22 protein-coding genes are annotated in these 22334 nt (G+C 72.4%); 15 read left to right on the top strand and 7 right to left on the bottom strand.

Annotated elements, in window-relative coordinates; genetic code table 11:
• Window positions 1-39: 39 nt before the first annotated feature.
• Window positions 40-1116 (bottom strand): glycosyltransferase family 9 protein, encoded by a 1077-nt coding sequence (locus ACIPV1_RS02630; RefSeq protein WP_402725737.1) that lies wholly within the window; start codon window positions 1114-1116, stop codon window positions 40-42.
• Window positions 1113-1679 carry an HAD-IIIA family hydrolase gene (locus ACIPV1_RS02635; RefSeq protein WP_402725738.1) on the bottom strand — a complete coding sequence of 189 codons (567 nt, stop codon included), beginning with the start codon at window positions 1677-1679 and terminating at the stop codon, window positions 1113-1115. Before ACIPV1_RS02635 ends, ACIPV1_RS02630 begins: the two co-directional genes overlap by 4 nt.
• Before the next feature lie 100 nt (window positions 1680-1779).
• Here ACIPV1_RS02635 and ACIPV1_RS02640 point away from each other — a divergent pair, with 100 nt between their 5' ends.
• From ACIPV1_RS02640 to ACIPV1_RS02650, 3 genes are all read left to right on the top strand, one after another.
• Entirely contained in the window at window positions 1780-2772 is a 993-nt protein-coding gene (locus tag ACIPV1_RS02640) for a glycosyltransferase family 9 protein (protein ID WP_402725739.1), read from the top strand.
• Window positions 2773-2822: 50 nt separating this feature from the next.
• Window positions 2823-3179 (top strand): PRC-barrel domain-containing protein, encoded by a 357-nt coding sequence (locus tag ACIPV1_RS02645; protein WP_111084060.1) that lies wholly within the window; start codon window positions 2823-2825, stop codon window positions 3177-3179.
• Window positions 3180-3331: 152 nt separating this feature from the next.
• Entirely contained in the window at window positions 3332-4258 is a 927-nt protein-coding gene (locus ACIPV1_RS02650; RefSeq protein ID WP_402725740.1) for an SGNH/GDSL hydrolase family protein, read from the top strand.
• On the opposite strand, the gene ACIPV1_RS02655 is transcribed toward ACIPV1_RS02650, so the two are convergent.
• A complete protein-coding gene (locus tag ACIPV1_RS02655) occupies window positions 4206-5102 on the bottom strand; it encodes a universal stress protein (RefSeq protein ID WP_402725741.1) in 897 nt (298 codons plus the stop codon). The two genes, ACIPV1_RS02650 and ACIPV1_RS02655, sit on opposite strands and share 53 nt — an antisense overlap.
• Before the next feature lie 191 nt (window positions 5103-5293).
• Between ACIPV1_RS02655 and ACIPV1_RS02660 the strand changes: the two genes are divergently transcribed.
• Window positions 5294-5770: an NUDIX domain-containing protein gene (locus ACIPV1_RS02660; protein ID WP_402725742.1), complete on the top strand. Its 477-nt coding sequence runs from the start codon at window positions 5294-5296 to the stop codon at window positions 5768-5770.
• A gap of 116 nt (window positions 5771-5886) precedes the next feature.
• Window positions 5887-7962, top strand: a complete 2076-nt coding sequence (locus tag ACIPV1_RS02665) for a collagen binding domain-containing protein (RefSeq protein ID WP_402725743.1) — start codon at window positions 5887-5889, stop codon at window positions 7960-7962.
• A 414-nt stretch (window positions 7963-8376) separates the two neighbouring features.
• Here the strand turns inward: ACIPV1_RS02665 and ACIPV1_RS02670 are convergent, their stop codons facing one another.
• Both ACIPV1_RS02670 and ACIPV1_RS02675 read right to left on the bottom strand, forming a co-directional pair.
• Window positions 8377-9738, bottom strand: coding sequence for an MFS transporter (locus ACIPV1_RS02670; protein WP_111084056.1), 1362 nt, complete (start codon window positions 9736-9738; stop codon window positions 8377-8379).
• A 212-nt stretch (window positions 9739-9950) separates the two neighbouring features.
• Window positions 9951-10382 carry a hypothetical protein gene (locus tag ACIPV1_RS02675; protein WP_173168565.1) on the bottom strand — a complete coding sequence of 144 codons (432 nt, stop codon included), beginning with the start codon at window positions 10380-10382 and terminating at the stop codon, window positions 9951-9953.
• A gap of 647 nt (window positions 10383-11029) precedes the next feature.
• Between ACIPV1_RS02675 and ACIPV1_RS02680 the strand changes: the two genes are divergently transcribed.
• Window positions 11030-11245, top strand: a complete 216-nt coding sequence (locus ACIPV1_RS02680) for a hypothetical protein (RefSeq protein ID WP_111084054.1) — start codon at window positions 11030-11032, stop codon at window positions 11243-11245.
• A gap of 26 nt (window positions 11246-11271) precedes the next feature.
• Here the strand turns inward: ACIPV1_RS02680 and ACIPV1_RS02685 are convergent, their stop codons facing one another.
• Window positions 11272-12015: a YidC/Oxa1 family membrane protein insertase gene (locus ACIPV1_RS02685; protein WP_402725744.1), complete on the bottom strand. Its 744-nt coding sequence runs from the start codon at window positions 12013-12015 to the stop codon at window positions 11272-11274.
• 63 nt (window positions 12016-12078) lie between these two features.
• Window positions 12079-12384 carry a DUF6412 domain-containing protein gene (locus ACIPV1_RS02690; RefSeq protein WP_402725745.1) on the bottom strand — a complete coding sequence of 102 codons (306 nt, stop codon included), beginning with the start codon at window positions 12382-12384 and terminating at the stop codon, window positions 12079-12081.
• 66 nt (window positions 12385-12450) lie between these two features.
• Here ACIPV1_RS02690 and ybaK point away from each other — a divergent pair, with 66 nt between their 5' ends.
• The 9 genes from ybaK (at window position 12451) to ACIPV1_RS02735 (ending at window position 22332) form a co-directional block, all read left to right on the top strand.
• Window positions 12451-12936, top strand: a complete 486-nt coding sequence (gene ybaK / locus ACIPV1_RS02695; protein ID WP_111084051.1) for a Cys-tRNA(Pro) deacylase — start codon at window positions 12451-12453, stop codon at window positions 12934-12936.
• A 96-nt stretch (window positions 12937-13032) separates the two neighbouring features.
• A complete protein-coding gene (locus ACIPV1_RS02700) occupies window positions 13033-15642 on the top strand; it encodes an ATP-dependent Clp protease ATP-binding subunit (protein ID WP_402725746.1) in 2610 nt (869 codons plus the stop codon).
• 648 nt (window positions 15643-16290) lie between these two features.
• A complete protein-coding gene (locus tag ACIPV1_RS02705) occupies window positions 16291-16524 on the top strand; it encodes a hypothetical protein (protein WP_402725747.1) in 234 nt (77 codons plus the stop codon).
• 160 nt (window positions 16525-16684) lie between these two features.
• Entirely contained in the window at window positions 16685-17227 is a 543-nt protein-coding gene (locus tag ACIPV1_RS02710) for an adenine phosphoribosyltransferase (protein ID WP_402725748.1), read from the top strand.
• Between the two features lie 55 nt (window positions 17228-17282).
• A complete protein-coding gene (thrS, locus tag ACIPV1_RS02715) occupies window positions 17283-19319 on the top strand; it encodes a threonine--tRNA ligase (protein WP_395873271.1) in 2037 nt (678 codons plus the stop codon).
• Complete coding sequence (locus ACIPV1_RS02720) at window positions 19319-19888, top strand: HIT domain-containing protein (RefSeq protein ID WP_123292808.1); 570 nt, start codon at window positions 19319-19321, stop codon at window positions 19886-19888. Before thrS ends, ACIPV1_RS02720 begins: the two co-directional genes overlap by 1 nt.
• 13 nt (window positions 19889-19901) lie before the next feature.
• The gene (gene pdxS / locus ACIPV1_RS02725; protein ID WP_123292809.1) at window positions 19902-20822 is read left to right on the top strand and encodes a pyridoxal 5'-phosphate synthase lyase subunit PdxS; all 921 of its coding nucleotides are present in this window, start codon (window positions 19902-19904) and stop codon (window positions 20820-20822) included.
• Entirely contained in the window at window positions 20812-21423 is a 612-nt protein-coding gene (gene pdxT / locus ACIPV1_RS02730) for a pyridoxal 5'-phosphate synthase glutaminase subunit PdxT (RefSeq protein ID WP_402725749.1), read from the top strand. Before pdxS ends, pdxT begins: the two co-directional genes overlap by 11 nt.
• 141 nt (window positions 21424-21564) lie before the next feature.
• Window positions 21565-22332, top strand: coding sequence for a YebC/PmpR family DNA-binding transcriptional regulator (locus ACIPV1_RS02735; protein WP_111084044.1), 768 nt, complete (start codon window positions 21565-21567; stop codon window positions 22330-22332).
• Window positions 22333-22334 lie beyond the last annotated feature (2 nt).

Genomic DNA, 22334 nt, shown 5'->3' on the forward strand with positions numbered 1-22334 from the left:
TCGGTCGGGCACGAGGAGAAGGGGGAGCAGTGGCGGACGCTACGCAGCACCTTCTGGCGCGCTCCGCAGACTTCTCGGTTCCATCCGCGAAGCGCGGTCGAGCAGCCGTTCGTGGGCTGCGAGCACGTCCTCGATGCGCACCGTGGACAGGCACGGGTGCCCCGCGACGGGGCACTCCCGGGCCCGGCTGAGCCGGCACGGCGCGGCCTGGTCCCCGAGCAGTTCGACCAGCGGTGCGTACGGCGCCCACCGGACGGCGGGGACGACGGGCGAGAAGAGGCTGACGATCGGTGCGCCGACCGCCGCGGCGAGGTGCGCCGGCCCGGTGTTGCCGACGACGACGACCTCGGCACCGGCCAGGACCGCGGCGAGCTCGGCGGGCGTGGTCCGACCGCCGAGGTCGATGCCGGTGGCGCCGGCGACGGCCGCGGTCAGGTCGCGTTCCCCGGGGGAGCCGGTGACGACGACGGGCACGCCACGCTCGGCGTACGCGGCGACGAGCTCCCGGTGGTGCGATGCCGGCCACGACCGGGCGGGGACGCTGGCGCCGGGGTGCACGACCACGTACCGTCCCAGCCCGGCCACGGACCGGGGTGCGACGGCGTCGTGACGCACCACGAGCCTCCCGTCGTCCCCCGGCGGCAGCCGGAACCCGGCCGCGTCGGCGATCCGGAGCGCGCGCTCGGGCTCGGGGACGTCCTCGGGCAGATCCTCGCCGGGTCGCAGGCGGACGTCGAGGAGCGACCCAGGGTGGTCGACCGAGGCCCCGGAGACGCGGGGGACACCGGCGAGGCGGAGGAGCAGCGCCAGGGGCAGCGGCGACTGGTGGAACGAGGTGAGGACGACCGCTTCGTCGGGTCGCTCCTCGGCGACGAGCGCGCGGAACTCGGCGAGCACGGCGTCGTCGATCGGCCGCGCGGTCTCGGTGACCCAGGGCGCTGCCCACACCCGGACGCGGTCCACACCGGGCAGCAGGTCGGCGGCCGGGGCGCCCTGCGGTCCGCACAGCATCGTGACGTGCGAGGCACCGGCGGCGACGGCGCGCACGGCGGGGCCGGCGACCAGGACGTCACCGAACGAGTCGAGGCGCGCCACCAGGACGCGGGGACGGCTCACGTGCGGTCCGTCCTGACGGTCGACGGTCCGGCCGCGGCGATCACCAGGTCGACGGCCTCGGCGAGGGTCGCCGCGACGGTCTCGGCGTCGTCGACCTCCTCGGGCCGCGTGCGCGGCGTCGGCACGAGCACGCCCTGCGCCCCTGCGGCCCGCGCCGCCTGCACGTCGGCGCCGATGTCGCCGACCACGACGAGCGCCTCCGGCGGGACCCCGAGTCGCTCGGCGGCGTCGAGGACCATGCCCGGCCGCGGCTTCCGGCAGGCGCAGTCGTCGTCGGCGTCGTGCGGGCAGACGCACCAGACGTCGAACGGCCCGACGAGCGCGTCCACGCGGGCGTTCGTCGCGTCGACCTGCTCGCGCGTCGCCAGGCCCTTCGCGACCACGGACTGGTTCGTGACCACACCGAGCAGCAGCCCGGCTGCACGAGCCCGCTCCACGGCACGACGGGCACCGGGGACGGGCACCACCAGGCGCGGGTCGGCGTTGTACGGGACGTCCACGACGAGGGTGTCGTCGCGGTCGAAGAGCAGGCCGCGGATCGCGCGGTCCGGTGCGAGGGGCATGGCACCGGAGTACCGGTCGGCGGCCGCGTGCCGGCTCAGGACAGCCGGGGAACGCGCCCGCTGCCGACGCCACCAGCGGACACCGCCTACCGTCGCGCCCGTGACCGCACTCGAGACCCTGCCCGCCGCCGACGGACGCCCGGAACTCGTCGTCCTCCGCGCCATCAAGCTCGGCGACCTCCTGGTCGCCGTCCCCGCGCTCCGCGCCCTGCGACGGGCCTTCCCCGACCACCGCATGACCCTCGCGACGACGGCGTGGCTGGCACCCGTGGTCGAGCTCGTCCCCGCCGTGGACATCCACCTGGCGCAGCACGGCCTCGACCACCCGATCAACGTCCCCGCCGGCACGGTCGACGTCGCGGTGAACCTGCACGGCGCGGGCCCCGAGTCGTCCGACCTGATCGCCGCCCTGCGGCCCCGTCGGGTCATCGGGCACGCCGACCCGACCCACGGCTACGACGGTCCGGAGTGGTCGTCCGACGTGCACGAACGCGACCGCTGGGCGGACCTGCTCACCTGGCACGGCGTCCCCGCCGACGCCGACGACGTGGCCGTCGACCGCCCGGCGGCACCGCCCGTGGTCGCCGACGCCGCGGTCGTCCACGTCGGTGCCTTCCACGGGGCGCGGCACTGGCCCACGGACCGCTTCGCCGACGTGGTGCGCGGACTGCGGGAGCGCGGTGCCGACGTGGTCCTGACGGGAGGCGCGGACGACGTCGTCCGTGCACGTGCCGTCGCGGACGCGGCCGGCCTGGCGCCGGGGGCGGTCCTGGCCGGCTCCCTGGAGCTGCAGGAGTTCGCGGGCGTCATCGCCGCGGCGCGGCTCGTCGTCACCGTCGACACCGGTGCGGCGCACCTCGCGACCGCGTATGGCGTGCCGTCGGTGGTGCTCTTCGGCCCGGCGCCGCCGGAGGCCTGGGGACCGCCCGCATCGGGTCCGCACATCGTCCTCACCGATGCCTCGGTCCGGCGCGGCGACGTCTTCGCCGAGGACCCCGACCCGGCGATCCTGGCGGTCGGCGCGGCCGACGTGCTCGCCGCGGTGGACCGGCTCGACGTGCTCGGGGTGACCGCACAGGCGACCGACCGGTAGCGTCGACCGAGAGCCACCCGGACCCACCGGGCACTCGGAAGGAGTCCTTCGTGTTCGAAGCCGCCAACATCCGTGACTGGATCGGCCTGCCGGTCGTCGACGAGGCCGAGGACAAGGTCGGGACGCTCGAGAGCATCTACTACGACACCGCCACGTCCGAGCCGGCGTTCGGTGCGCTCACGACCGGGATGGTCGGCTTCCAGAAGCTCGTGTTCGTCCCCCTCGTCGGGGCGACCGTCGCACCGAAGCACCTGCGCGTGACCTTCCCGAAGAAGCTCGTGAAGGACGCACCCTCCATCGCGACCGACGGTGAACTCGACGCCGCGACCGAGCCCGAGCTGTTCCAGCACTACGGCCTGGAGTACCGCACGGGCAGCGGCGGCGAGCGTCGCCTCGGACGCCGCTGAGGCCGGGACTGCTCCGGATCGCCCGCCGACCACTGCGCACTGCCCTGGCGGTGGTCGGCGCCGTCTGTCTCGTGGCGGCGGGCCTCGGCGGGTCCGTCGGCGCGCCGCCGGCCTCCGCGGCGCCGATGTGGCCGGTGCCCGAGCCGTACCCCGTGACCGCCGAGCCCACCGAGACCCTCGACGCGGTCCCGCCGGGCAGTGAGTACGTGGCGCTCGGCGACTCCTACTCGGCCGGGTACGGCCTGGGGGACCGCACCGGGCTGCCCACGAACGCCTGCGTGCAGTCGGCGCGCGACTACCCGCACCGGCTCGCGGCGCAGTTCGGGCTCGCCCTGACCGACGTCACGTGCGCCGGCGCCACGAGCGACGAGGTCACCACGGGCCACCAGTTCAAGGGCGTCCCGCCGCAGATCGAGTCGTTGTCCGACCGCACCCGACTGGTGACCCTGACGATCGGCGGCAACGACGCGGACCTGTTCGGCACGGCGGCCTCGTGCCTGGCGATCTCCGCGAACGGCCCGGTGTTCTCGGGTCGCGACGCCCCGTCGTGCGAGAGCACCCTGGTGCAGGACGGCGTCGACCAGCTCGCCGTGAAGATCCAGTCGCGCGTGGCCCTCGGCATCGCCGACACCCTGGGCGCCGTGCAGCGGGCCGCCCCGAACGCCGTCGTCGTGTTCCTCGGGTACCCGGCGATCTTCCCGGACGCCGAGGACACCCCCGCGAAGGGCTGCTTCCGGTCGGCACTCGACCTCGGCACCCTGGCGGGCTCGTTCCCGTCGGACACCTACCCCTTCACGGACACCGACGTCGAGTACCTGCACGGTGTCCAGGACGAGCTCAACGAGGTCTCCCGGTCCGCTGCCGCCGCCGCCGGGGTGCGGTTCGTCGACGTCTTCGCGAGCACGCAGGACCACTCGCCGTGCGCCGCGTCGGAGCGCTACGTGGCCGGTGTGACCCTCACTGGTTCCGGTGACCTGCGGAAGATCGACCTGAAGGCGGGCGCCCTGCACCCGAACGAGCGCGGCGTCACGTACCTGACCGCGCGGATGGCCGCCGCGATCCGCGCCCTCGCCGGCTGATCCCACCGGCGGTCTCGGTCGCCGTGGCCGCTCGGCTGTCCGGGTGCGCCGCCGGCGGGACCACGCAGACCGGGGCTGCGGTCTCGCGGACGACGTCGTGGAGCAGCGAGCCCGAGAGTGCGTGCACGTGGCCGCGGCCGAGCACCACCAACGACGCCCGGCGGGTGTGCGAGGCGATCGCGTGACCCGGGTGGCCCTCGACCAGCAGCGGACGGAGGCGGAGCGACGGGTACCGTGCGGCCAGCACGGACGTCACCCGCTGCAGCAGTTCGGCGTTGCTCGTACGCCACCGGAGCGGGTCCTCGGCGAAGTCGGTCAGCCCGGTCCGGGTGAGCACGGGCATCTCCCAGGCGCGCAGCAGTGTCAGCCGTCGGTTCCGCCGGACGGCCTCGTCGACGGCGATGGACACCGCGCGTTCGTCGATCGGGTCCTCCACCGCGAGCACCACGTCGCCGTCGATCGGGTGCGGACCCTCCGGCACGACCACGGTCGGGACGGCAGCACGCTCGGCGACCCGCGCCGGGTCACCGCCGGCCGTCGATCCGCGCCGGTGGCGGAAGCTCCCGATCACGAGCAGGTCGCCGCCGTCCGACTCCTCGACCAGGGCTGCGGCGAACGGACCCGCGTGCCGGTGCACCTCGACCGCCACACCGGGCAGAGCGGTCCGCGCGGCCTCGGCCAGCTGGTCGGCGACCGGCGTCCGACCCTCCAGCGCGTGGTCGGCGCCGATGATCCGCAGCCGCTCGACACCGGCACCGGCGCGGGCCACGATCCACCGCAGGGCCTCGTCGTGGGGCATCGCCGCATCGGCGGCCAACGTCACCGTCGTCCATCGCTCGTCCATCCCGATCGGCCTCCTCCGTCGCAGGCTTCGGGGGCGTCACCTGGCGCTCCGTGCGCCACACGGTACTCCGGTCGGGGGTGGTGGAACCGGCCGTGCGCGGCGGTGGAACCGGCCGTGCGCAGCGGTGACCGCGGGCGGCGGACGTGGGCCGGGCCTCCCGTCCGACGCCGCGTAGTCTCGCAGGCGTGGTGGTGAGCGCCGGACTGTTGCTGCACCGGACCGGTCCGGCCGGGCCGGAGGTCTTCGTCGCGCACATGGGCGGGCCGTTCTGGCGGAGCCGGCCACGTGCCTGGTCGATCCCGAAGGGACTCGTCGAACCCGGCGAGGACCCGCTCGAGACTGCCATGCGCGAGTTCGGTGAGGAGATCGGGGTCCCCGCACCCGTTGCCGCCGACGACGTCACGGACCTGGGCGAGTTCCGGCAGGCCTCGGGCAAGCGCGTCCGGGTGTTCGCCGCCCCGGCCCCGGCGTTCGAGGTCGCCGTCGTGCGGAGCAACACCGTCCGGCTCGAGCTGCCACGCGGTTCAGGACGGTTCGTCGACGTGCCGGAGGTCGACGACGCCCGGTGGGTGCCGGTCGCCGAGGCGCGGGAGCTGCTCGTCGCGGGCCAGGTCGCCGCGGTGGACGCGCTGCTCGTGCTGCTCGATGGACCCGATCCGGCCGGGTGAGCGCATCGCCCGTTGCGGGTGAGTCACGATCGGGTGACGGTGCGGACAGGGTCACGGGGGCGTGGATAACCTGACCGGGTGTCGGGTGGGCCGGCGCGACCACCAGGGGAGTACACATGCGGCGCTGGCGCACGGTCACAGCAGGGTTCACCGCCCTCGCGCTCGGAGCAGGACTCGCGATCGGCGGCGCGACGAGCGCCTCGGCGGAGCCCGCGGGCAACTGGGGCACGTTCACCCTGAGCGGGGCGTCGAAGGCGTACACGGGCACGATGACGTTGCCCGGGTTCCCCGCCACGACGTTCACCTCGAACTCGCGGCAGTCGACCGTGATCAGCGGGGCGTCGACGTGGCAGTCCGCGGGGACGCCGGTCGGTGGGGTCTACGGCACGAGTCGTGCGCAGACGTACATGAACCAGCGGCCCCAGGCTGATCGTCCCAACGGGGACTCGGCCTCGACCACCACCTACACGTTCGACGGCGCGACGCCCGGCGCGCAGAGCTGGTCGTTCGTCCTCGGGGACATCGACGCCGACCAGGCGACGATCTCGGCCACGGTGGCCGGCGGTGGTGCCGCGACCGCCGAGCAGCTCGGGTACCGGGGCTCCTACAACTCGTGCTCGGCATCCAGCCCTGCCGGATGGTCCTGCTCGCCGGATCCGGACGGCACGACCGGTCAGGACCAGCCGACCTGGGACGCCGCCACGCGCACGCTGACCGGTAACGCCGCCGCGTCGGACACCGCGGGCGCCTCGGCCTGGTTCACGCCGACCGTGTCGCTGACGAGCCTGACGATCACCTACCAGCAGCGCAGCGGGTTCCCGGTCTACCAGACCTGGTTCGCCAACCGCACCGCGGCCATCAGCGGCACCGCGACCCTCGACGGCACCCCGATCCCGGGAGCCACCGTCACCGTGACCGCACCCCGCGGCACCGTCTACACGACGACCACCGACGCCGACGGCAACTACGTGTTCCCGCAGTTGCCGGTGATCGCGAACTACCGCGTCGAGATCACCCCGCCCGCTGGTGCTGACGGTGACGCCACGGTGACGGGTGTCTCGCTCGCCGTCGCCGGCACACCAGGCGGCGTCGACGAGACAGCCGACCTCGCGTTCACGTCGCCGGACGACACGACGTCCGTCATCGGGACGGTGACCGACGCGGAGGACCACCCCGTGGCGAACGTGCCCGTCGTCATCGACGTCCCCGGGGGCGACCCGATCGAGACCACGACGAACAGCGACGGCGTGTACACCGCGTCGGACCTGCCCGCGGACACCGCCGTGGAGGTCTCGGTGGCCGGTGAACCGCCCGTGACGATCACCACCGGTGACGCCGGTGCAGCACCGGTCGAGCCGGAGCCGATCGTCGCCCCGCCCGCCGTGATCGCGACGATCACCGGCATCGTCTCCCTCGACGGGACGCCCGTGCCCGCCGGCGTGGTCGTCGAGCTCCTCGACGAGTCCGGCGCCGTCGTCGGATCGGACACCACCGATGCCGACGGTCGCTACACGTTCGCCACGTCCGCCGGTACCTACACGGTCCGCACGGTGGTCCCCGCTGCGGGTGCGACCGGCAACACCGCCAACACGGACGTCACCGCCACCGCCGGCACGAGCGTCCCGTCGGACCTGCCGTTCGAGTCGGCCGCCGCGCCCGAGGTCATCACGACCGACCAGCCCGGCACCGTGGTCGACACGAACGGCGACCCGGTCGCCGGCGTGGACGTCGTCGCGACGCCGACCGACCCGGAGGCCGGCCCGCCGGTGACCGTGGCCACCGACTCCGACGGCGCGTTCGACCTGGTCGACCTGCAGCCGACGACCGAGTACACGATCACGGTCGACGTCGACGGTGCCACTCCGGTGACCGTCGTCACGCCCGAGGACGGTGCAGCGACCCCGCTCGCCTTCGTGGTCGAGGCCGCGGTGACCCCGGTTCCGTCGCCATCGCCCAGTGCACCGACGCCGAGCAACTCGCCGACCGCGGTGCCGACCGTGCCGGCTGCCGGAGGCTCGGGCAACGCGCCGGCCGCTGGTTCGGGTGACGTCGGTGACGGCGGGCCGCTGGCCTACACCGGTGCGGACCTGAAGCCCGGGCTCATCGCGGCCGGGGTGCTCGTGCTGCTCGGTGCGGCGCTGCTGACCTTCCGCGCGGTGCGCAACCGTCGCCGGAGCCACCTGCAGGACTGATCGGTCACGACGAGGGGCGGGCCCGGCGCGATGCCGGCCCGCCCTTCGTCGTCGTTGCACGACCCGAGGCCCCGCCGTCGCCCGCGACACGCCGACGCCCCACCCCCGAGGTTCCGAAATCTGCCCATCTCGGCGTCCCGAACGGCAGTTCGTGGAACCTCAGCGCAACACGAACGGCAGTTCGTGGAACCTCGACGCCGCGCGCACGACATGTCGACGGGGCCCCTCGCCACACGCCGCCACACGCCGACTCACTCCGCCGCGACGAAGCCACGCCCGGGCCTCGACGCCGAGGTTCCACGACATGCCGCCGCTGCGCCGCTAAGGTTCCACGGATCGCCGCCAGGACCGCCGAGATGCCGAGATTTCGGAACCTCGGCGCAGCGCGAGGACGACCCCCGCCCGCGCGCCGCGCTACTGCGTGCGGTGCGTGCGGTGCGAGCCCGTGACCGTCGCGACCGAGCCCGTCAAGGTCTGGATCGCCCGACCGACGACGGGCACCGACGTGGTGACCACCGCGAGCGAGGACGTGATCGCCTCGATCGACGACGTCGACAGGTGCTCCTGCCCGACCGTGTGCACCGGGAAGCCCCGGCGCGCCAGCACGACGACCCCGAGCGACCCGAGCAGCACGGCACCACCGGCGAACGGCAGGTACTGCAGTCCCACGATCCCCAGCGCCTGCCCACCGATGGCAGCGCCGCCGGCGATGCCGATGTTCGACGCACCGTTGATGAGCGCACCGGCGATGTCGGGGGAGACGCCTCCGGAGCGGATCGCGGCCGCCATGAAGAGCGTGCCCGTCGTGCCGTTCGCGGCCATCCACACGCCGGCGACGACCATCGTGCCGACCAGGGAGCCGTGCACGAACGGCATCGCGGCGAACGCGACGGCCATCACGGCGACGGCGGCGATGAGGGTCTGGCGGGGTGCCCGGTCGACGAACATGCCCGCGAGCCACAGGCCGATCACCCCGGTGCCGCCCAGGACGAGCAGTGCACCGCTCACCATCGAGGCGTCGAGTCCGGCGTCGATCGCGTAGGGCCCGACGTAGGTGTAGACGACGTAGTGCCCGGCGAACAGGAGCAGGTCGGCGATCACGACGGACAGCAGCCCGGTGCGCGCCCAGGCCTTCGGGGACCCGATGTGCGGCGACGAGGCACCGCTGACGGCGGGCAGGAACAGCAGCGCCACGGCGGCGAGCACGGCGGCGGCGACACCGATCGAGAACACGGCGGGGCGCCAGCCGATGTGCTGCGCGACCCAGGTGGCGACGGGCACGCCGAGCACGAACCCGAGCGAGCTGCCCGAGTACACGAACGCGATGGCGCGACCGGCCAGGCGCGGCGGCACGATCCGGGTGGCGTACGCCGAGGCGACCGAGAAGAACAGCGCGTGCGCGATGCCACCGACGACCCGGCCGGCGCAGACGACGGCGAACGACGGTGCGAACGCGATCATGAGGTTCGACACCGTGTAGCCGACGAGCGTCGACACGAGCACGGCCTTGCGGGGGAGCTTCGCGGTGAAGGCGGTGAGCGGGAGCGCCAGGAGTGCCACGGCGCCCGCGTACACGGTCACGACGATGCCCATGGTGGCCTCGGACACACCGAGGTCGGCGCTCATCGTGCCGAGCAGCCCGACGGGCATGAGCTCGGTGGTGATGGCGAAGAACGTCGCCAGCCCGAGGACGGCGATGCCGACGATGGACTGGGTGGTGACGGTGATCGGCCGCGTGTTCGTCGACACGGCCGAGGTGGTGGTGTTGGTGGACACGCTGCTGACCTCCTCCGGGGCACGGGCGAGCGCACGACGGTGCCGTTCGGGGGAACGACGATGACCGGGAGGTCTGCGGGGCGCGCTCGCTGTGGATGTGGGTGATGTGGGTACGACTCCACGGCGAGTGCGCTCATCCAGTGTTGCACGATGGACCGCAGCCCGCGAGGGGGTCAGAGGAGATTCTCGGAGCGCTCCAACAATCCGCGCCCTCAGTTCTCGTTCGTCACCCGACCCTGCACGCCGCCGCCTCGCAGCGCGATCGTCAACGTCCCGCTCATCGACTGCGCGGACATCGAGACCGAACCGTGCAGCGCTGCCTCGCGCGGGAAGCACGCCGTCGACGACTCGATCCGGTTCGCCGTCGCCACCAGGCAGATCGTCGACCGGTCCGTGCCGACCCCGGCCCACACGGCCCACGGCGTGTCGAACGAGCCGCCGTCCAGCGCCCGGTTCGTGAACACGAGCCGCGTGGAGTGCAGGCTCACGGGTGCCTCCACCGGCCCCGGCAGCTGGTCGGCGTAGGTCTGCGGCACGTCGAGCAGCTGCTCGAGCGTGACCGTGCCCGCCGTCGGCGTGACGCTCGGTGCCGCTGCGACGTCCCCGCGCACGGGCCCGACGACGGTGCCGGCGGCGAACGCCACCCCGACCGCCGCTGCCGCGCCGAGCGCGATCCAGACGCGTGGCCGCTCCGTCCAGAGCAGCGTGCGCCACCGGGACCGTCGCGTCGGTCCGACCGGGAGGCCCGGCTCACCCCCGCCGTCGTCACCCGCGTCGTCGGGACGGTCGGGTTCTCGGGCTTCGGTCGCCGCCCACGGTCCGGCATCCGTTCGCGGGGTCGGGTCCGTTCGCAGCGATGGATCCGGCTCGGCAGCAACCGTCGCGCGCTGCGGGGCCGGGCGCTCCGGCGAGGGCACGGACGGTGGAGCCGACCGTTCTGGCGACGAGCCGGGCAGTGGAGCCGACCGCTCGGGGGACGCGACCTGCCCGCTGGCCGGGGCCGTGCCTCCCGGCCGCCCGTCGGGCCCCGTGTCGGAGGCGACTCCCGCGACCGCTCGCCGTCCACCCGGCCGCCGCCCGCTCGCCAGGTCCTGCAGCGCGATCCGGGCGCGCGCCGCGTCGGCGGGGCTCGATGCCGCTCCCCAGGCGACGGCCTCAAGCCGTGCCCGTTCCGCTGCCACGTCGTCGTGGGCCATGCGCACTCCCGATCTGCCGGTCGCGTGGACTCCCTTCATCGTGGCACTGCCGGGGCGGCGGCGCGCACCCAGAACGAGGGGAGTAGGCGTGACGCATGAGCACCGAACCCGAACCGCGGCACGACGCCGACCCGGAGACCCTCGAGCCGCTGAGCCACGACACCCAGTCCGGCGAGGCCGACTACGTGGCGACGAGCCCCGGCGGAACCGGCACGGAACGCCACGTGCCGACCGCCGACGAGGAACAGGGTCGCGGCACCGAGTACGACCCGGTGGACCAGGGGCCGCAGCAGGAGGGCCAGGGCGGCTGACGCCGGGCCGACGCCACGCGCCCGCGCTACCGGATCACCCGGCGCAGCACGGCCCGCTCGCCCGCCGTCCACGCGGCGCTCGTCACGACGTACAGCGCGGCGGCGAGTGGCGCGAGCGCGGCGAACACGACCGTGATGAACGGCGCGAACCGTCCGATCGCGGCGGTCGCTGCCGCACCGGGCACCTGGGCGCCCGGCTCGGGCGTCGGCACCGGGTTCCAGCGCAGGTTCGCGCGACGGCCGAGCTCGACGACGGCGGCGAGCACGGCCAGCAGCAGGACGACGACCCAGGCGTGCACCCAGAGCGGCGACGTCAGCGTGACGACGAGCGAGTGCCCGAGCGGGACCCCGACCAGGGTCGCCTCGAGCAGGGCGTTGGCCGTGCCGCCGATCGACGCGTGCGTGAACAGGGCGTAGACGAGGGACAGCACCGGGGCCTGCGCGAGGACGGGCAGGCAGCCGGCCAGGGGTGAGACCTTCTCGTTCGTGTAGAGCTGCTGGACGGCACGCTGCAGCTGTTCGGCGTTCTTCCCGTGGCGCTTCCGCAGGGCGGCGAGCTGCGGCGCGAGCCGACGTCGGTCGCGCTCCGCTCGGACCTGCAGGACGGACAGCGGCACGAGCACGGCCCGGACGGCCAGGGTCAGGAGCACGACGGCGATCGCCGCGGCGAACGAGCCCGTGGTGGGGGAGAGCGCCGCGGTCAGGGCGGCGACGAGGTCCGCGCCGCCGTGCAGCAGCGGGCCGACGAGGGGCAGGGTGGACAGGTCCATGACGGTTCCGATCGGTGGTGGTTCGCAGGAGGGGTCGCGAGGGGCCCGGCCACCGGTCGGTGGTCAGGCCGGGCCGACGACTCCCGGAGCACGCGATCGGACGTGCCCGTCGGCATCGGGGTGGCTCCACGCGATGCGGGTGACGAGGTCCGGTACCGCAGCGGGCTCGACGCCCGTCGGCCGCAGCCCGAGCACCGTCGCCAGCACCGTGGCCAGGACCTGCGCAACGACGACCGCCACGGCGACGGCCGTCAGGCCGAGCGCGGCCACCGCCAGCAGCGGCAGGACGCCGGCCGCGGGGTCGCCGACCGCGGGCGCACCGAGCACCAGCGCAGCGGCGGCGCGGAGGATCAGCAGGGCGACGGTCATGGTCGGTTCAGCGTAACGCCCGCGTGCCGCCACGGACAGGACGGCAGCACGGGAGAGGATCGCCGCATGACCGCAGGTTCGCCGAGCACCCCAGCGACCGTCGCGCTCGACCGAGCCGGGGTGTCGTACACGCCGCACGTGTACGACCACCACGAGAGCGCCACGAACTTCGGCGAGGAAGCCGCCGCCGCACTCGGCCTCCGCGAGGAGCAGGTCTTCAAGACCCTGGTCGTCTCGGTCGACGGCGCGCTGGCGGTGGCGATCGTGCCGGTGGCGAACCGGCTCGACCTCAAGGCCATCGCGGCAGCGGTCGGTGGCAAGAAGGCGACGCTGGCCGATCCGGCCCTCGCCGAGAAGCGCACCGGGTACGTCGTCGGCGGCATCAGCCCGGTCGGCCAGAAGTCCCGGATCCGGACCGTGCTCGACGAGTCGGCCCTGGCGTACGACAGCATCTTCGTCTCCGGTGGGCGCCGCGGGTTCGACATCGAGGTGGCTCCGGCCGACCTCGCGCGGGTCACCGAGGCGATCTCGGCAGCCATCGCGCGGACCTGAGTCGGGTCGCCGCAAGTTTCTCCCACGACCGGGAATGACCCCGGCACTCCTGCGTTGCATTGAGTCGAAGGCACTCAAGTTCCCCAGGAGGTCCCTTTGCCAGAGACGTTCGGCCCGACCGGCGGCAGTGACTCGTTCGACGAGTTCCTCGCCCGCCTCCTCGCGGCGCAGAACACCGGTGACCCGCAGCGCCCCCGTGCGTTCGGCCGACCGGTGGACATCACGCGGCTCCTCAGCCGCCGTACCCACGAGCTGCTCCAGCACACCGCCGAGTACGCGGTGTCGCAGGGGCAGCACGAGCTCGACGCGCTGCACCTGCTGCACGTGCTCGTCCGCACCGAGCCGTTCGACGCCGTCGTCCGTTCCGCCGGGGTCGACCCCGAGCGCCTCGCCGCCGAGATCGAGCAGCGCCTGCCGATGGCCCGCGAGCCGCAGCCCGAGCAGACCGGCCGCCCGGCCCTGACCGGCACGGCGCAGCGCATCCTCGTCGAGGCCACCCAGGCCGCACGGGGCTTCGGCAGCACCTACACCGACCCCGAGCACGTGTTCTTCGCGCTCGTGACCGACCAGGAGACCGTCACCGGGCAGCTGCTCGCCAGCGCCGGTGTCACCCCGCAAGCCATGCAGGACTACGCCCAGCAGGCCGCGGCAGCAGCACGAGAGGGGCGCCCCATGCCAGGAACCGGTGCAACGACCGGAACGGCCGACACCGACAGCGACAGCGACACCCCGACCCTCGACCAGTTCGGCACCGACCTCACCGCGCGGGCCCGTGACGGTCGCATCGACCCCGTCATCGGTCGCGCCGACGAGATCGAGCAGGCGGTCGAGATCCTGCTCCGTCGCACCAAGAACAACCCCGTCCTGATCGGCGAGCCCGGCGTCGGCAAGACCGCCATCGTCGAGGGACTCGCCCAGCGCATCGTCGACGGCGACGTCCCGTCGCTGCTGCAGGGCAAGCGGGTCATCGCCCTCGACCTGCCCGGCATGCTCGCCGGCACCCGGTACCGCGGCGACTTCGAGGAGCGCCTGACGAAGGCCATGGACGAGATCGCGGCGCACGCCGACGAGCTCATCGTCTTCGTCGACGAGCTCCACACCGTTGTCGGCGCCGGTGGTGGCGGTGAGGGCGGCTCGATGGACGCCGGCAACATCCTCAAGCCCCGGCTCGCCCGCGGCGACCTGCACCTGGTCGGCGCGACGACCCTGAACGAGTACCGCCGGATCGAGAAGGACGCCGCCCTCGAGCGTCGCTTCCAGCCGGTCACGGTCGGGGAGCCGAGCGTCGAGGACGCCGTCGCGATCCTGACCGGCCTCGCACCCCGGTACGAGGAGCACCACGGCGTCGTCTACACGCCGGAGTCGCTGCGCGCCGCCGTCGAGCTCTCGCACCGGTACGTCACCGACCGGCACCTGCCGGACAAGGCCATCGACCTCATCGACCAGGCCGGTGCACGGCGCCGGCTCGCCCGCTCGGGTGCCGTCGACGTCGAGGCCCTGCGGGACCAGGTCGCCGAGCTGCTCGCCGAGAAGGACCGCGCGGTCGCCGGGGAACTGTACGAAGAGGCGTCGCGCCTGCGCGACGAGACGGTCGGACTGGAGGCCCGGATCGCCGCCGCCACGTCGGCGGACGCTCCCCGCGCCTCCCGTCCCGAATCCGTGGGCACCTCGATCACGGAACGCGACATCGCCGGTGTGGTGTCGCGTGCCACCGGCATCCCGGCGACGCGCCTGACCCAGGGCGACCGCTCGCGGCTCGCCGTGCTCGAGCAGGAACTGCACGAGCGCGTCGTCGGCCAGGACGACGCCGTCGCGGCGATCGCGAAGGCCGTCCGACGCAGCCGGACCGGCATGGGCGACCAGCGTCGACCCGTCGGGAGCTTCCTGTTCCTCGGTCCGACCGGCGTCGGCAAGACCGAACTGGCGAAGGCCCTGGCGTCGTCGCTGTTCGGTGACGAGTCCGCCATGCTCCGCTTCGACATGAGCGAGTTCGGCGAGCGGCACACCGTCTCGCGGCTGGTCGGGGCGCCTCCCGGGTACGTCGGCTACGACGAGGCCGGGCAGCTCACCGAACGCGTGCGTCGGAACCCGTACTCGGTGATCCTGCTCGACGAGGTCGAGAAGGCGCACCCCGACGTGTTCAACCTGCTGCTGCAGGTGCTGGACGACGGTCGACTGACCGACGGTCAGGGTCGCACGGTGGACTTCCGGAACACCGTCGTGATCATGACGTCGAACATCGGCTCGGAGTTCCTGGCCTCGCGGTCGGGTGCCCTCGGCTTCGCGCCCGTGGGTTCCACTGACGGGTACGGCGAGGACGACCTCCGCGCCCGGGTGATGGGCAAGCTCCGCGAGGCCATGCGGCCGGAGTTCATCAACCGCATCGACGAGATCGTGCTCTTCCGCAAGCTCGACCGGTCGCAGATCACGTCGATCGTGTCACTGCTGCTGCAGGACACGGCGCTCCGGCTCGTCGCGCAGGACATGGTGCTCTCCGTCTCCGACGCAGCGATCGACTGGCTCGCCGAGCACGGGTACGAGCCCGAGTACGGCGCCCGTCCGCTCCGCCGGCTCATCCAGCGCGAGGTCGACGACCGCATCGCGACGCTCGTGGTCGACGGTGGTGTGACCGCCGGGGACACCGTGCGGATCGACGTCGTCGACGACGTGCTGACGGCAGCGGTGGCGGAACCCGCGACGCTGTAGCAGCCGTTCGCCCACGAAGGCCCGGTACCGATTCGGTACCGGGCCTTCGTGGCGTCCGGGTGCGGTGCGGGGTGTTCGGGAATGCAATTCCGGAGAAATCGGAGAAAGGGGTTGCGCTGCGAATTGCGGGGCCGATAGTGTTCACTCGTCGCGAACCGCTGCAGTGCAGCCGGGGAACGACTCCGACAGCTCGAGACCGAAAGGGGGCCGACCATGATGATCACCGCAACCACTCCGTTCCGTGGAATCCGTGGACGCGTCGGCACCCCGTTCCGCGTCCGCTGACCCGGAGCGTTCCGCCTTCTGCCGACATTCGTGTCGTTCGATCCTCGTCTCGTGACGAGTCCGTCGCCTGACACCTCGCGCTGAGCCGTTCTGGCTCGCGTCGAACCGGCTCCGTCGATCGCCGATCGGTCCCGACCCGTGTGCTCCGCGCACGCAATCGGACTGCGTCGATCGTCGCCGGAGAATGTCGGCGGTCGGTGCGACGCTCTCGGTACCGGAAGTCATTCAGTACCGCGTCGTCGGACATTCCTCCGGTGACCGCGGAATGCATTCTCACGCATTCATTCCGTCCTGCCCGTGTGCCGGGCAGTCCACTCCTGCCCGTGTGCCGGGCAACTCCGTCATGCCCTGAAAGGGATCACCGTGTCATCGAAGACCGCCACCCGTCCTCCCGATACCCGCGCAGCGCGCCACCGGGTCTCCCTCACCGACCGCATCGCGCTGCGCATCGGCATGTCGCTCATCATCTGGAGCCGGCGGACCCGCCGGGTCCGTCCGGTGATCGACCACGCAACACGGCTGCAACTCGACCGCGAGCGGCAGCAGCGCGAGAACGACCTGTTCCTGCAGGCCGCACTCATGCGCGCCTGGCGCTGAGCCGGCCGCCCGGCCGCCCGCCGCCCGAACCGTGCGAGGTTCCGTACTCGGTGACCGCCCCTCCGGGAGCCACCGAGTACGGAACCTCGCACCACCCCGGACACCCCTCGCACCGTGCGGGGCGTCCGGACGCACCCCGGGCCTCCCGTACCGTTGGCGGGTGACCGAAACCGCAGCTGCACTCGTCGAACGCCTGACCGCCGTCGTCCCGGACTTCCCGAAGCCGGGGGTGCTGTTCCGTGACGTGACGCCGGTGTTCTCGGACGCCGTCGCGTTCGGCCGCGTGTGCGAGGCACTCGCCGCGCCGTTCGCCGTCGGTGCCGGGTTCGACGCCGTCGCCGGCATCGAGGCACGGGGCTTCGCCCTCGCCGGCGGGATCGCCGCGCAGCACCAGGTGGGTGTGCTCACCGTGCGCAAGGCCGGCAAGCTGCCGGGCGAGGTCCTCAGCGAGCAGTACGCACTCGAGTACGGCGAGGCCGAGCTCGAGCTGCGTCCGGGCCAGCTCCCCGGGGGCACCAGGGTCCTCGTCGTCGACGACGTCCTCGCCACCGGTGGGACCGGCGCCGCCACCATCACGCTGCTCGAACGCGCGGGCTACCAGGCGGTCGGGTTCGCCGCGCTGCTCGAGCTCGACGGGCTGAACGGACGCGAGCGACTCGAGCCGCGCCTGCCCGTCACGACGCTCGGCGCCGTGCCCGCCTGAGCCCCACGCGCGCACTAGTCTTGACGCACCATTTCGATCGAGGAGTCCCATCATCGTGACCGAGTCAGTCGCCGCAGCGCCGGAGAGCGCCGAGCCCGCAGCCGTGCCCCAGGCACCCGAGCCCCGCACCGCGACGACGACCACGACGGGCACCGAGCTCTTCGACGGTGAGCGCGGCGTCGTCGCGATCCGCGTCGACGGTGTCCTCAAGGACCTCGCTGCCGACGTCGCCGCCGGCGAGACCGCCGAGGCCGTCACCCTGCAGGAGCAGGACGGGCTCGACATCCTCCGCCACTCGGCCGCGCACGTGCTCGCGCAGGCCGTCCAGCAGATCAACCCCGAGGCCAAGCTCGGCATCGGGCCGCCCGTCACCGACGGCTTCTACTACGACTTCGACGTCGCCGAGCCCTTCACCCCCGAGGACCTCAAGGCCATCGAGAAGGGCATGGACCGCATCGTCAAGCAGGCCCAGCGCTTCCGCCGCGTGGTCGTCACCGACGAGCAGGCACGCGAGCTGATGGCGGGGGAGCCGTACAAGCAGGAGCTCATCGGGCTCAAGGGTGCGGCGACCGACGGCGACTCCGGCGAGAGCGTCGAGGTCGGCGCCGGCGAGCTCACCGTGTACGAGAACGTCGACCCGAAGTCGGGCGAGGTCGTCTGGCAGGACCTCTGCCGGGGCCCGCACGTGCCGCACACCCGCTGGATCGGCAACGCCGCGAAGCTCATGCGCGTCGCGGCCGCCTACTGGCGCGGCTCCGAGAAGAACCCGCAGCTGCAGCGCATCTACGGCACCGCCTGGCCCGACAAGGACCAGCTCAAGGCGTACCTGGTGCGCCTCGAAGAAGCCGCCAAGCGCGACCACCGCAAGCTCGGTGCCGAACTCGACTTGTTCTCGTTCCCCGACGAGATCGGTTCCGGCCTGGCGATCTTCCACCCGAAGGGCGGCATCATCCGCCGCGAGATGGAGGACTACTCGCGCCGTCGGCACGAGGAGAACGGTTACTCGTTCGTCTACACGCCGCACATCACCAAGGGCGACCTGTTCGAGACCTCCGGGCACCTCGGCTGGTACAAGGACGGCATGTTCCCGGCCATGCACATGGACGAGGCGAAGGACGAGGACGGCAACGTCACGCGTCAGGGAGCCGACTACTACCTCAAGCCGATGAACTGCCCGATGCACATCCTGGCGTACCGGTCGCAGCCGCGTTCCTACCGCGACCTGCCGCTCCGGATGTTCGAGTTCGGCACGGTCTACCGCAACGAGAAGTCCGGCGTCATCCACGGCCTCACCCGGGTCCGTGGCATGACGCAGGACGACGCGCACATCTTCACCACGCAGGAGAAGATGAAGGAGGAGCTGACCACGACGCTCGAGTTCGTGCTCTCGCTGCTGCGCGACTACGGCCTCGACGACTTCTACCTCGAGCTCTCCACGAAGGACCCGGAGAAGTACGTCGGCGACGACGAGGTCTGGGACGTCGCGACGAACACCCTGCGCGAGGTCGCCGAGGAGTCCGGTCTCGAGCTCGTGCCCGACCCCGCCGGGGCCGCCTTCTACGGCCCGAAGATCTCGGTACAGGCCCGCGACGCCATCGGCCGCACCTGGCAGATGTCGACCGTGCAGCTCGACTTCAACCTGCCCGAGCGCTTCGGCATCGACTACACCGCGGCCGACGGCTCCCGCCAGCGCCCGGTGATGATCCACCGCGCGCTGTTCGGCTCGATCGAGCGGTTCTTCGGCGTGCTGACCGAGCACTACGCCGGCGCGTTCCCGGCCTGGCTGTCGCCGGTGCAGGTCGTCGGCATCCCCGTCGCGGCTGAGTACGGCGACTACCTCGACGAGGTCATCGCGAAGCTCCGGTCGCACGGCGTCCGCGCCGAGGTCGACCACTCGGACGACCGCATGCAGAAGAAGATCCGCACGCACACCAAGGCGAAGGTGCCGTTCCAGCTCATCGCGGGCGGCGACGACCGCGACGCCGGTGCGGTCTCGTTCCGCTTCCGTGACGGGCGCCAGGACAACGCCGTACCCGTGGACGAAGCGGTCGACCGCATCCTGACGGCGATCCGCGAGCGCGCGCAGGTCTGATGACGGACGAGCAGGACCCGCTGGTCATCCGGGACGCCGCCACCGGTGCGGCCGTCCCGGATGCCTTCCAGCGCCTGTGGAACCCGCACCGGATGGCGTACATCGACGCCGGGCGCGAGGGCACGGGCCGCGGGCACGCGGACGACTGCCCGTTCTGCGAGGCACCGCGGAAGTCCGACGAGGACGCCCTCATCGTCGCCCGGGGCGAGCACGCCTACGTGCTGCTCAACCTGTTCCCGTACAACAACGGACACCTGCTGGTCTGCCCGTACCGCCACGTGCCGCTGTACGACGAGGCCACGCCGGACGAGCTGCGCGAGATGGGCGAGCTGACCCAGACCGCGATGCGGGTCCTGCGCACCGTTTCGCACTGCGACGGCTTCAACATCGGCATGAACCAGGGCGAGGTCGCGGGGGCCGGCATCGCCGCACACCTGCACCAGCACATCGTGCCGCGGTGGCAGTCCGACGCGAACTTCTTCCCGATCATCGCGCGGACGAAGTCGATGTCCCAGATGCTCGGGGACACCCGCCGACTGGTCGCCGAGGGCTGGCCGGCAGCGGACTAGACTGATCGGCATCATGAGCGACAGCACCAGCACCTCCGGCACCCCTGGCACCTCGATCACCGGCTCCGACCGCGTCAAGCGCGGCCTCGCCGAGATGCTCAAGGGCGGCGTCATCATGGACGTCGTCGACGCCGAGCAGGCCCGCATCGCGGAAGAAGCCGGCGCGACCGCGGTCATGGCCCTCGAGCGCGTCCCCGCCGACATCCGCGCACAGGGCGGCGTCGCCCGCATGTCCGACCCGTCGATGATCGAGGAGATCATCGCCGCCGTGTCGATCCCCGTCATGGCGAAGGCCCGCATCGGCCACTTCGTCGAGGCGCAGATCCTGCAGGAGCTCGGCGTCGACTACATCGACGAGTCCGAGGTGCTCTCGCCCGCCGACTACGTCAACCACATCGACAAGTGGAACTTCACCACGCCGTTCGTCTGCGGTGCCACTGAACTGGGCGAGGCGCTCCGTCGCATCACCGAGGGCGCTGCGATGATCCGTTCCAAGGGCGAGGCCGGCACGGGTGACGTGTCCGAGGCCACGAAGCACATCCGCACGATCAACAAGGAGATCGCGGCGCTGCGCCACCTCAAGGAAGACGAGCTCTACGTCGCCGCCAAGGAGCTGCAGGCGCCGTTCGAGATCGTGCGCGAGGTCGCCCGCACCGGCAAGCTCCCCGTCGTGCTCTTCACCGCCGGTGGCGTCGCCACCCCGGCCGACGCCGCGATGATGATGCAGCTCGGCGCGGACGGCGTGTTCGTCGGCTCCGGCATCTTCAAGTCCGGCGACCCGGCGAAGCGTGCCGCCGCGATCGTCAAGGCCGTCACCTTCCACGACGACCCCAAGGTCATCGCCGAGGTCTCGCGTGGTCTGGGCGAGGCGATGGTCGGCATCAACGTCGCCGACGTCCCCGCACCGCACCGCCTCGCCGAGCGTGGCTGGTAGCACGACGAGCAGTGCTCGGCCCCGCATCGGGGTCCTGGCACTGCAGGGTGACTTCCGCGAGCACATCGCCTCGTTGACGGAGCTCGGCGCCGACGTGGTGCCGCTCCGTCGCCCCGAGGAGGTCGCGGCGCTCGACGGCGTCGTGATCCCCGGCGGCGAGTCGAGCGTGATGGACAAGCTGTCCCGGGCGTTCGGCGTCGCCGAGCCCCTCGCTGCTGCCATCCGCGACGGCCTGCCGACGTACGGCACGTGTGCCGGCATGATCATGCTGTCGTCGCGGATTACCGACGGCATCCGCGGCCAGCAGACCCTCGACGTGCTCGACACCACGGTTCGTCGGAACGCGTTCGGCAGCCAGAACGACTCGTTCGAGGTCGACGTCCCGATGCCCGAGCTCGGCGACGCCCCCGTGCACGCGGTCTTCATCCGTGCCCCGGTGGTCGAGCAGCACGGCCCCGGCGTCCAGGTCCTCGGCGCACTGGCGGACGGGCAGGTCGTCGCGGTGCAGCAGGGCAACGTCCTCGCCAGTGCGTTCCACCCCGAGGTCGCCGGCGAGGACCGATTCCACCGCCGCTTCCTCGCCATGGTGCGCAGCGCCTGACGCGGCCCCCGGGCTCTGGGCACGACCGCCCGCGGGCCCTGGGCCCGGCCACCTGCGTGCCCGCACCGGCGGGGCGGGGCGGCGCCGGGCCTCCCGGCTGGGTAAACTGAGCCCGACTTTCCGCAAGACGCAAGGAGAACCGTGTCCGGGCATTCCAAGTGGGCGACGACCAAGCACAAGAAGGCCGTCATCGACGGCCGCCGTGCCAAGTCGTTCGCCAAGCTCATCAAGAACATCGAGGTCGCCGCGAAGATGGGCGGCGCCGATCTGTCGGGCAACCCGACGCTGGTCGACGCGATCCAGAAGGCCAAGAAGACCTCGGTCCCGAACGACAACATCGACCGCGCCGTCAAGCGCGGTGCCGGCCTGACCGGTGAGTCGATCGAGTACACGACGATCATGTACGAGGGCTACGCCCCGAACGGCGTCGCGATGCTGATCGAGTGCCTCACCGACAACAAGAACCGCGCAGCGGCCGAGGTCCGGACGGCGATGTCCCGCAACGGTGGCACGATGGCCGACCCGGGCAGCGTCGCCTACAACTTCTCGCGCAAGGGCGTCATCTCGGTCACGAAGACCGACGGCCTCGACGAGGACACCGTCATGACCGCCGTGCTCGACGCCGGTGTCGAGGACGTCATCGACCAGGGCGGCGGCTTCGAGATCATCACCGAGGCGAGCGACCTCGTCGCGGCCCGCACCGCGCTGCAGGACGCCGGTATCGACTACGACTCGGCCGACGCCGAGTTCGTCCCCGGCCTCAAGGTGCCGGTCGACGCCGAGACCGCCCGCAAGGTCTTCCGCCTGATCGACGCACTCGAGGACAGCGACGACGTGCAGAACGTCTACGCCAACTTCGACGTGCCGGCGGACGTCCAGGCCGAGCTCGACGAGGACGAGGGCGAGTAGCC

The sequence above is a fragment of the Curtobacterium sp. NPDC089991 genome, from assembly GCF_044748425.1.
Lineage (GTDB): Bacteria > Actinomycetota > Actinomycetes > Actinomycetales > Microbacteriaceae > Curtobacterium.

Bases quoted from the DNA above. Each gene is read 5' to 3' on its own strand.
- ACIPV1_RS02635 (WP_402725738.1), bottom strand. From the start codon at position 1,679: ATGCCCCTCGCACCGGACCGCGCGATCCGCGGCCTGCTCTTCGACCGC.
- ACIPV1_RS02655 (WP_402725741.1), bottom strand. From the start codon at position 5,102: ATGGACGAGCGATGGACGACGGTGACGTTGGCCGCCGATGCGGCGATG.
- ACIPV1_RS02665 (WP_402725743.1), top strand. From the start codon at position 5,887: ATGCGGCGCTGGCGCACGGTCACAGCAGGGTTCACCGCCCTCGCGCTC.
- ACIPV1_RS02680 (WP_111084054.1), top strand. From the start codon at position 11,030: ATGAGCACCGAACCCGAACCGCGGCACGACGCCGACCCGGAGACCCTC.
- ACIPV1_RS02685 (WP_402725744.1), bottom strand. From the start codon at position 12,015: ATGGACCTGTCCACCCTGCCCCTCGTCGGCCCGCTGCTGCACGGCGGC.
- ACIPV1_RS02690 (WP_402725745.1), bottom strand. From the start codon at position 12,384: ATGACCGTCGCCCTGCTGATCCTCCGCGCCGCCGCTGCGCTGGTGCTC.
- ybaK (WP_111084051.1), top strand. From the start codon at position 12,451: ATGACCGCAGGTTCGCCGAGCACCCCAGCGACCGTCGCGCTCGACCGA.
- ACIPV1_RS02720 (WP_123292808.1), top strand. From the start codon at position 19,319: ATGACGGACGAGCAGGACCCGCTGGTCATCCGGGACGCCGCCACCGGT.
- pdxS (WP_123292809.1), top strand. From the start codon at position 19,902: ATGAGCGACAGCACCAGCACCTCCGGCACCCCTGGCACCTCGATCACC.